At 59.8% G+C, this 6,588-nt stretch carries 5 protein-coding genes, 2 pseudogenes and 1 other annotated feature; of the genes and pseudogenes, 4 read left to right on the forward strand and 3 right to left on the reverse strand.

Translation table 11 applies throughout. The annotated features are described in order from the left end of the window. Positions 1-78: 78 nt before the first annotated feature. Both AKG11_RS32770 and dinB read left to right on the forward strand, forming a co-directional pair. A pseudogene (locus tag AKG11_RS32770) lies at positions 79-1,332 on the forward strand (ATP-dependent helicase); the annotation flags it as partial. Positions 1,333-1,335: 3 nt separating this feature from the next. Further along, positions 1,336-2,457: a DNA polymerase IV gene (dinB, locus tag AKG11_RS32775; protein WP_245290311.1), complete on the forward strand. Its 1,122-nt coding sequence runs from the start codon at positions 1,336-1,338 to the stop codon at positions 2,455-2,457. A 157-nt stretch (positions 2,458-2,614) separates the two neighbouring features. Here the strand turns inward: dinB and AKG11_RS32780 are convergent, their stop codons facing one another. Continuing rightward, positions 2,615-3,184 (reverse strand): hypothetical protein, encoded by a 570-nt coding sequence (locus tag AKG11_RS32780; protein WP_050747044.1) that lies wholly within the window; start codon positions 3,182-3,184, stop codon positions 2,615-2,617. A gap of 140 nt (positions 3,185-3,324) precedes the next feature. Beyond that, positions 3,325-3,993, reverse strand: coding sequence for an MreC domain-containing protein (locus tag AKG11_RS34175; RefSeq protein ID WP_082342960.1), 669 nt, complete (start codon positions 3,991-3,993; stop codon positions 3,325-3,327). 197 nt (positions 3,994-4,190) lie between these two features. Between AKG11_RS34175 and AKG11_RS32790 the strand changes: the two genes are divergently transcribed. Continuing rightward, the gene (locus AKG11_RS32790; protein ID WP_050747045.1) at positions 4,191-4,394 is read left to right on the forward strand and encodes a cold-shock protein; all 204 of its coding nucleotides are present in this window, start codon (positions 4,191-4,193) and stop codon (positions 4,392-4,394) included. Positions 4,395-4,417: 23 nt separating this feature from the next. On the opposite strand, the gene AKG11_RS32795 is transcribed toward AKG11_RS32790, so the two are convergent. Beyond that, positions 4,418-4,858 (reverse strand): DUF1810 domain-containing protein, encoded by a 441-nt coding sequence (locus AKG11_RS32795; RefSeq protein ID WP_050747050.1) that lies wholly within the window; start codon positions 4,856-4,858, stop codon positions 4,418-4,420. Positions 4,859-5,765: 907 nt separating this feature from the next. Between AKG11_RS32795 and AKG11_RS34185 the strand changes: the two are divergent. Then, positions 5,766-6,529 (forward strand): annotated as a pseudogene (locus AKG11_RS34185) (IS3 family transposase); the annotation flags it as partial. Beyond that, positions 6,050-6,166 (forward strand) — a sequence feature (AL1L pseudoknot). (Overlaps the previous pseudogene by 117 nt.) Positions 6,530-6,588 lie beyond the last annotated feature (59 nt).

Below are 6,588 nucleotides of genomic sequence, written 5' to 3' on the forward strand. Positions count from 1 at the left end.
ATCGCGTTGCCGATCCAAGCCTGAAATTCAGGACAAAGAAATGATTGCGTCCTACGTCAGGTTAAGGCGACGCCACCGTCGATCTACTCCTTCCGCGCGGCCACCATTCGCAACATCCTGGATTTCCCGAAAGAATTCTCGCCACGTCCAACGGACGTTATCACGCTCGACCGCAACTACCGTTCGACCCAACCGATCCTGGCGGCGGCCAACGGTGTCATCGAGCTTGCGCGGGAACGCTACACCAAAAACCTCTGGACCGACCGCGCTTCGGAGCAACGGCCGATGCTGGTGACGGTCAAGGATGAGGTCGATCAAGCCGCCTATATCGTCGAGCAGGTGCTGGCAAACCGTGAAATCGGGATTACGCTGAAGCAGCAAGCGGCCCTATTCCGAACCTCAAGCCACAGCAGCGCACTGGAGATCGAGCTTACCCGCCGCAACATTCCCTTCGTGAAATTCGGCGGCCTCAAATTCCTCGATGCCGCGCACGTCAAGGACTTGCTGGCGGTCATGCGGTTTGCGCAAAATCCGCGCGACCGGGTTGCCGGATTCCGGGTGCTGAAGCTGCTGCCCGGTATCGGGCCTCAGACGGCTGGCAAAATCCTCGACACGATTGCCGCCGACCCCGAGCCCTTGCAGTCGCTCGCCGAAATTCCACCACCCGCCAAAACCGGCGAAGACTGGCCAGCCTTCGTGACGCTGGTCTCGGCGCTGCGAAAGGCCGACGCGGGATGGCCGGCGGAGATCGGCACGGTGCGGATGTGGTACGAGCCGCATCTCGATCGCATCCATGAGGACGCCGACACGCGCAAGGACGATCTTGTCCAGCTCGAGCAGATTGCCAGCGGCTACGCCAGCCGCGAGCGGTTCCTCACGGAGCTGACCCTGGACCCGCCCGACGCGACCAGCGATCAGGCCGGCGTGCCGCTGCTTGACGAGGACTACTTGATCCTATCGACCATACATTCGGCCAAGGGGCAGGAGTGGCGGGCGGTGTTCATGCTCAACGTCGTTGACGGCTGCATTCCGTCTGACCTCGGCGTCGGCACGACAGAGGAGCTCGAGGAGGAGCGCCGGCTGCTCTATGTCGGCATGACGCGGGCGCGCGACAATCTCACCCTGGTTACGCCGCAGCGTTTCTTTACTCACGGCCAGTCTTCCACGGGTGATCGTCATGTCTATGCGTCGCGAACGCGCTTCATCCCGGCCACGCTCTTGCAATATTTCGAGACGACAAGCTGGCCGAAGGTTTCGGCCGCGGCCAGTGAGCGAAGCGCGCGACAGATCCGGATCGATGTCGGTGCGCGCATGCGGTCGATGTGGAAGTGAGCCATGCAGCCCGTCACGTCGATCGAGATGATGGATCAAAAACCGGACCGCGACGAGCGGGTCCGGCGCATCATCCATGTGGACATGGATGCTTTCTATGCCTCGGTCGAGCAGCGCGATCATCCCGAGCTGCGCGGTAAGCCTGTCGCGGTTGGCGGTTCGGCTGCCCGCGGCGTCGTGGCGGCGGCAAGCTATGAGGCGCGCGCTTTCGGCGTGCGATCCGCTCTTCCTTCGATTACCGCTAAACGTCGCTGCCCAGACCTGATCTTCGTCCCCCCACGCTTTGACGTCTACCGTGCGGTTTCCGCGCAGATTCATGCGATTTTTGCCGAGTACACCGACTTGATCGAGCCCTTGTCGCTCGACGAGGCCTATCTGGATGTCACCGACAACAAACAGGGCATTCCGATCGCGACGGAGATCGCCACCAGGATTCGCGCCCGCATCAAGGAAGTGACCGGGCTCAATGCCTCTGCCGGTATTTCCTACTGCAAGTTTCTCGCAAAAATGGCCTCGGACCTCAACAAGCCCAACGGCCAGGCCGTTATCACGCCCAAGCATGGCCCCGCCTTTGTCGAGGCGCTGGCCGTCAAGAAATTCCACGGCGTTGGGCCTGCAACGGCGAAGAGGATGGCAGCGATTGGAATTGAAACCGGAGCGGACCTCAAGGCAAAATCGCTCCCCTTCCTTCAGGAGCATTTCGGCAAATCCGGCGCCTGGTACTACAATATCTCCCGCGGAATCGATCATCGGGTGGTGCAACCGGATCGGCCACGCAAGTCCGTCGGCGCCGAAGACACGTTCATGGTCGACATCGTCGATCCGAAGGCCGCGCGCGCCGAGATCACACCCCTCGCCGCGAAGGTCTGGCGGCATTGCGAGGGCAATGGCCTTCATGGGCGGACAGTCACACTGAAGGTCAAATATGCCGACTTCCAGATCATCACCCGCAGCAAGACGAGTGCAGTGCCCATCGCCACGATGGATGATCTCGAAGCCATTAGCCAATCGCTCCTCGATCCCTTGTTCCCGACGTCGAAAGGTATTCGCCTGCTCGGCGTCACGCTTTCTTCATTCATGGACGACGAGGTGAGTGAGGCCAATCAGCTCGAGCTGCAGATTTAGGTTCCCGCGGATCGAAGATCGGCAGGTCGAAATCCGAGGCAAGTGCCTTGTTCGCTTTATTGGTTCGGCGGTTGATGCGGGCGACCTTCTAAACCAGGATAGTCGCAAGCAGATATGAGCCGGCAAAGTCGTACAATGACCCGGATCGACAAAAAGCTCACTTCGATTCAAAACGGCTGAGCATCTGCCTCAGTTGATCATTTTGAAGCCGGAGCTTCACTGCCAGCTGGAACCGTAGTTTCCGGATCTCGCTGTCCAGCGTCCGAACTGGATCTGGTTCCTTTGCAACCGCTTTCTCCGCCAAGGCGATAGCCGCGTCCGCGTCCCTGGGATGACCCGGCAACTCCACCTTGGCCTTCTTCCGGGTCACGCGCGGGGCCTTATTCGGCGGATTTCGACGTTTGGCGCCGATGATCACCACAGTGCGATCCGGGGCCAAGGCGATGGCTTCATCGGCCGACACAGAGTCAGCCACCTCTGCTGCCATTGACGGCGGTGGCTCCTGACGATCACCGGCTTCGCCCTTGCCACCTTGCGACGCGGCCGATGGTTTCGGCTGAGGTGTAGGCTCGCCCCCTATCGATGCTTCAGAAGCGGTCGAATTGGCTCCTGGCCCTTCGACCTCTTTGGGGATCTCGGTGAAGCTGGCGTGGCCAACGTCGTGCTGATCCGCAGTCTTTCCCCGAGACAGCAATCCGGTGAGAAGTTTCCAGGGCGATTTTACCATCGCTTTTCAACTCCCATCATGTCGTACGCCCCGGCAACCCATTGGGCAGCGGAGACGAAGATGCCCGTTGTCAGCGGTCGAGCTAAATCGCACTGAAGAGGAGGGCCGGCCTGATAGCCGACCAATCCTCCGACATCAGCTCAGAAGAGACCGAGTCGCTTGCGGAGATCAGCATTCTCCGCGCGGAGCTTTTCCGCAAGCAGCTTGCGCAGGCGCTGGTTTTCCTGCTCGAGCTGAAGCAGATCCTCCATCTCCTCACCAGCCGCTGTGATAGGCGAGACAGCCTGCGTGGCGGGTTCGACAGTCGACTCGACAGCAGCCTTGGCTTTGCGTCCGCCACGACGAGCAGCTGGCTTTACCTCGGCTGCGGCGTTCTTGCTACCCCTCTTAGCCCGTGTTTTCTTAACAGCGGGCGCGTCGCCCAAAGCATCAGAAGCTGCGGTTTCCGGCGCCACTTTCTTGGTCCGCGGGCCTCGCTTCTTGGGCTCAGGGGCCTTTGGCAGAGCAGTTTCGGGTTCGGTGGACACCTGTTCGGTCATGCTTGTGTCGTCGGCCATCTGTTCCTCCAGTGCAAAGATTGATGTTGTTTTTTGCTGCAGATCTGCTGTCAACGCGGGCGCGTGGGCTACCTCGTGCGTCGCCGCATCTGAATCGGCGCGAAGCCCTTCAACGCTAGATGCCTCCGCCGTGCCGCCATCCTCGGCGAACCGGCGCAAATCGACGTTGCCCCAGATTGAGTTGGATTGCGGCGTGAGTTTTCGACGCGCACCCTTGTATTCAACGACAAAATTCTTTTGTGGCTTCTTCAAATGATCGAGGCTCCAGGTACACGCATTTGGTCATGCGCAGAGAGACATGTCTCGCACAGAAATGCAAATTCCGCCCCCGCGCAAGGCCGGGCATGCCGAAAACGGTTGTGCTATCGAGGATGAATGGTTGCGGCAATGTCAGCCGATCCATAATATTTGCCGGCGGCGTCGACGCCGCTTGTTTCACGAGGATAACCATGGCGACGGGCACCGTTAAGTTTTTCAATCAGGACAAGGGTTTTGGCTTCATCACGCCCGACAATGGCGGGCAGGATGTATTCGTCCATGTCTCGGCGGTGCTGTCGGGCGGGCCTCTGAAAGATGGCACGAAGGTCAGCTATGACATCGGTCAGGATCGCAAGACCGGAAAGTCGAAAGCGGAAGATGTTCGCGCGATCTGATCGACCTCTGCGGCACGCGGCGGTTATTTGCCGCCGCCTATGAGTTCGAGAGTACGACGATCTGGCTCGCCGGCAAAGAAGCGCTCCAAAGCGAGCCGGAAACGTTCCCCGTCCTCAGCGGCAGCTTCGCCGAACAGCGTCATCGATGAGCGGAATTTCAGATCATCGGGCGAACTGAAAATATCATGGGCGGAACGGTCGGTTACTCCAAGCACCGCATCAGTGGCCCGCGCCAATCTGTCAGCAAGTACCGAATGTCGGAGATAAGCCCGGGCTTCCTCGATAGAGCCGATGCGGTAGAAGTCCGCGGTGGGAGACCTGCCCAGCGCGCGCAATTGCGGGAAGATGAACCACATCCAATGGGTTTGCTTGCGTCCGGCCCTGAGTTCAGCGAGCACCGTCTCGAAGACGCGGTCTTGTGCTGCAACGAAGCGGGAAAGCTCGAAAGGATCGTCCTTTCGGATGACGCCGTCAGATCGGTGCGGCGGCCAGGAGGACCGCGACTGGCACCGTGATTGCCGACGCGCTGATCGCGACCGCCGCCGCAAGCCTGATCAGGCGGGCGCGTCTCGCGCGCCGAGGATCCCATTCATACGCCATACCTGTCCCTCCGAACGTCAGAACATCATGTGACGCCGAGAGAGTCCATCCCCTTCCGAGCTCGCGCGTGATCTCGCGAGCTATTGCAAAGCGCCGCACGGCTCTTATTTCTTGCTGCGGAGGTCATTGGAGTAGCTGCGATGCAGGAACCCGTCATAAATATCGTGTCGAATGATACGGTCGAAATCTTGGTGCCGAGCGGAAACAATGGCCGGCTCCAATGCTCTGTCGTCTGCCTCTGTTGCGAGCGGGCGGACCAGCCGATGGACGACGATGGCTGCGGCATTTGCGATGCATGCCTTGGTGTACCCATTCGAGCACCCGATGCTTCGGACGGCCTTGAATGTCTGACGCCCTCCCCCCATCTATCGCTCAACGCCCGTCATCGATGACTGCCTGCAGCGATTGTACTCAGTCGCGCGTTTGTGGTCGTCCGGGTTTGAATGGCGCTCCCCGAAAGGGTCGAGCGCCATTCGTTCATTTCGGCATTACACCTACCATGATTGCGACGAACGTTTGACTTCCTGTCGTGGTGCACCAGATGAGCACCGTTCGTCCGACTCAAGCGGAAGAACTGGGGAGGTCTCGCAGCCCCCGCTGCATCGGATCTCCCCATCAACAGACATGCATGCGGGACACGAAATGCCGCTTATCAGAAAGCAGGGCGCATCGACGCCGAAGGAACTCGGGCTGTTCTGGCCAATGCAGACGTCCGACGGAATGAACCGCACCGGGTTTGCCGGAGACCCCAACTCGTGAGAAGTAGGGTCTATGACAAGCAAGACGACGAACAAGTTTTCTCCTGAAGTCCGCGCCCGCGCCGTTCGAATGGTGGTCGAGCATGAAGCCGAGCATCCTTCGCGATGGGCGGCAATATCTTCCATAGCCGCCAAGATCGGCTGCTCGGCGCATACGCTCAATGAGTGGGTGAAGAAGGCCGAGGTGGATAGCGGCAAGCGTGCTGGCCTGCCGAGTGACGTCGCCGAGAAGATGAAGGCTCTGGAACGGGAGAACCGCGAGCTTCGTCAGGCCAACGAGATTTTGCGTAAAGACTCTGCGTATTTTGCGATGGCGGAGCTCGACCGCCCACTGAAGCGATGATTTCCTTCATCGATGCACACCGCTCGGTGCTCGGGGTCGAGCCGATCTGCAGATTGCTGCCGATTGCCCCGTCCACCTATTATGAGGTCATCGCCAAGCGCACGGACGTGGACCGTCTATCGGCCCGCGCCCGACGCGACATTGCCATGAAGGTCGAGATACGACGGGTGTTCAATGAGAACTTCCAGGTCTACGGCGTGCGGAAAGTCTGGCGACAGTTGCTGCGGGAGGGTTACGACATCGCCCGCTGCACTGTCGCTCGGCTTATGAGGGCAATGGGGCTGCAAGGCATCATTCGCGGCAAACCGATCCGCACGACGATCAGCGACAAGACCGCGCCGTGTCCGCTCGACCGTGTGAACAGGTACTTCTTCGCGCCCACGCCGAATATGCTCTGGCTTTCGGATTTCACGTACGGTGCGCCTCGTCCCGGATAGACCGGGGTGCATATGACTGGAATGCATTGAGAAAGGAGGTTTTGAAGAATGCCTGG

The organism is Shinella sp. SUS2 (assembly GCF_001262505.1).
Taxonomy (GTDB): domain Bacteria; phylum Pseudomonadota; class Alphaproteobacteria; order Rhizobiales; family Rhizobiaceae; genus Shinella.

Bases quoted from the DNA above. Each gene is read 5' to 3' on its own strand.
- AKG11_RS32780 (WP_050747044.1), bottom strand. From the start codon at position 3,184: ATGGTAAAATCGCCCTGGAAACTTCTCACCGGATTGCTGTCTCGGGGA.
- dinB (WP_245290311.1), top strand. From the start codon at position 1,336: ATGCAGCCCGTCACGTCGATCGAGATGATGGATCAAAAACCGGACCGC.
- AKG11_RS32790 (WP_050747045.1), top strand. From the start codon at position 4,191: ATGGCGACGGGCACCGTTAAGTTTTTCAATCAGGACAAGGGTTTTGGC.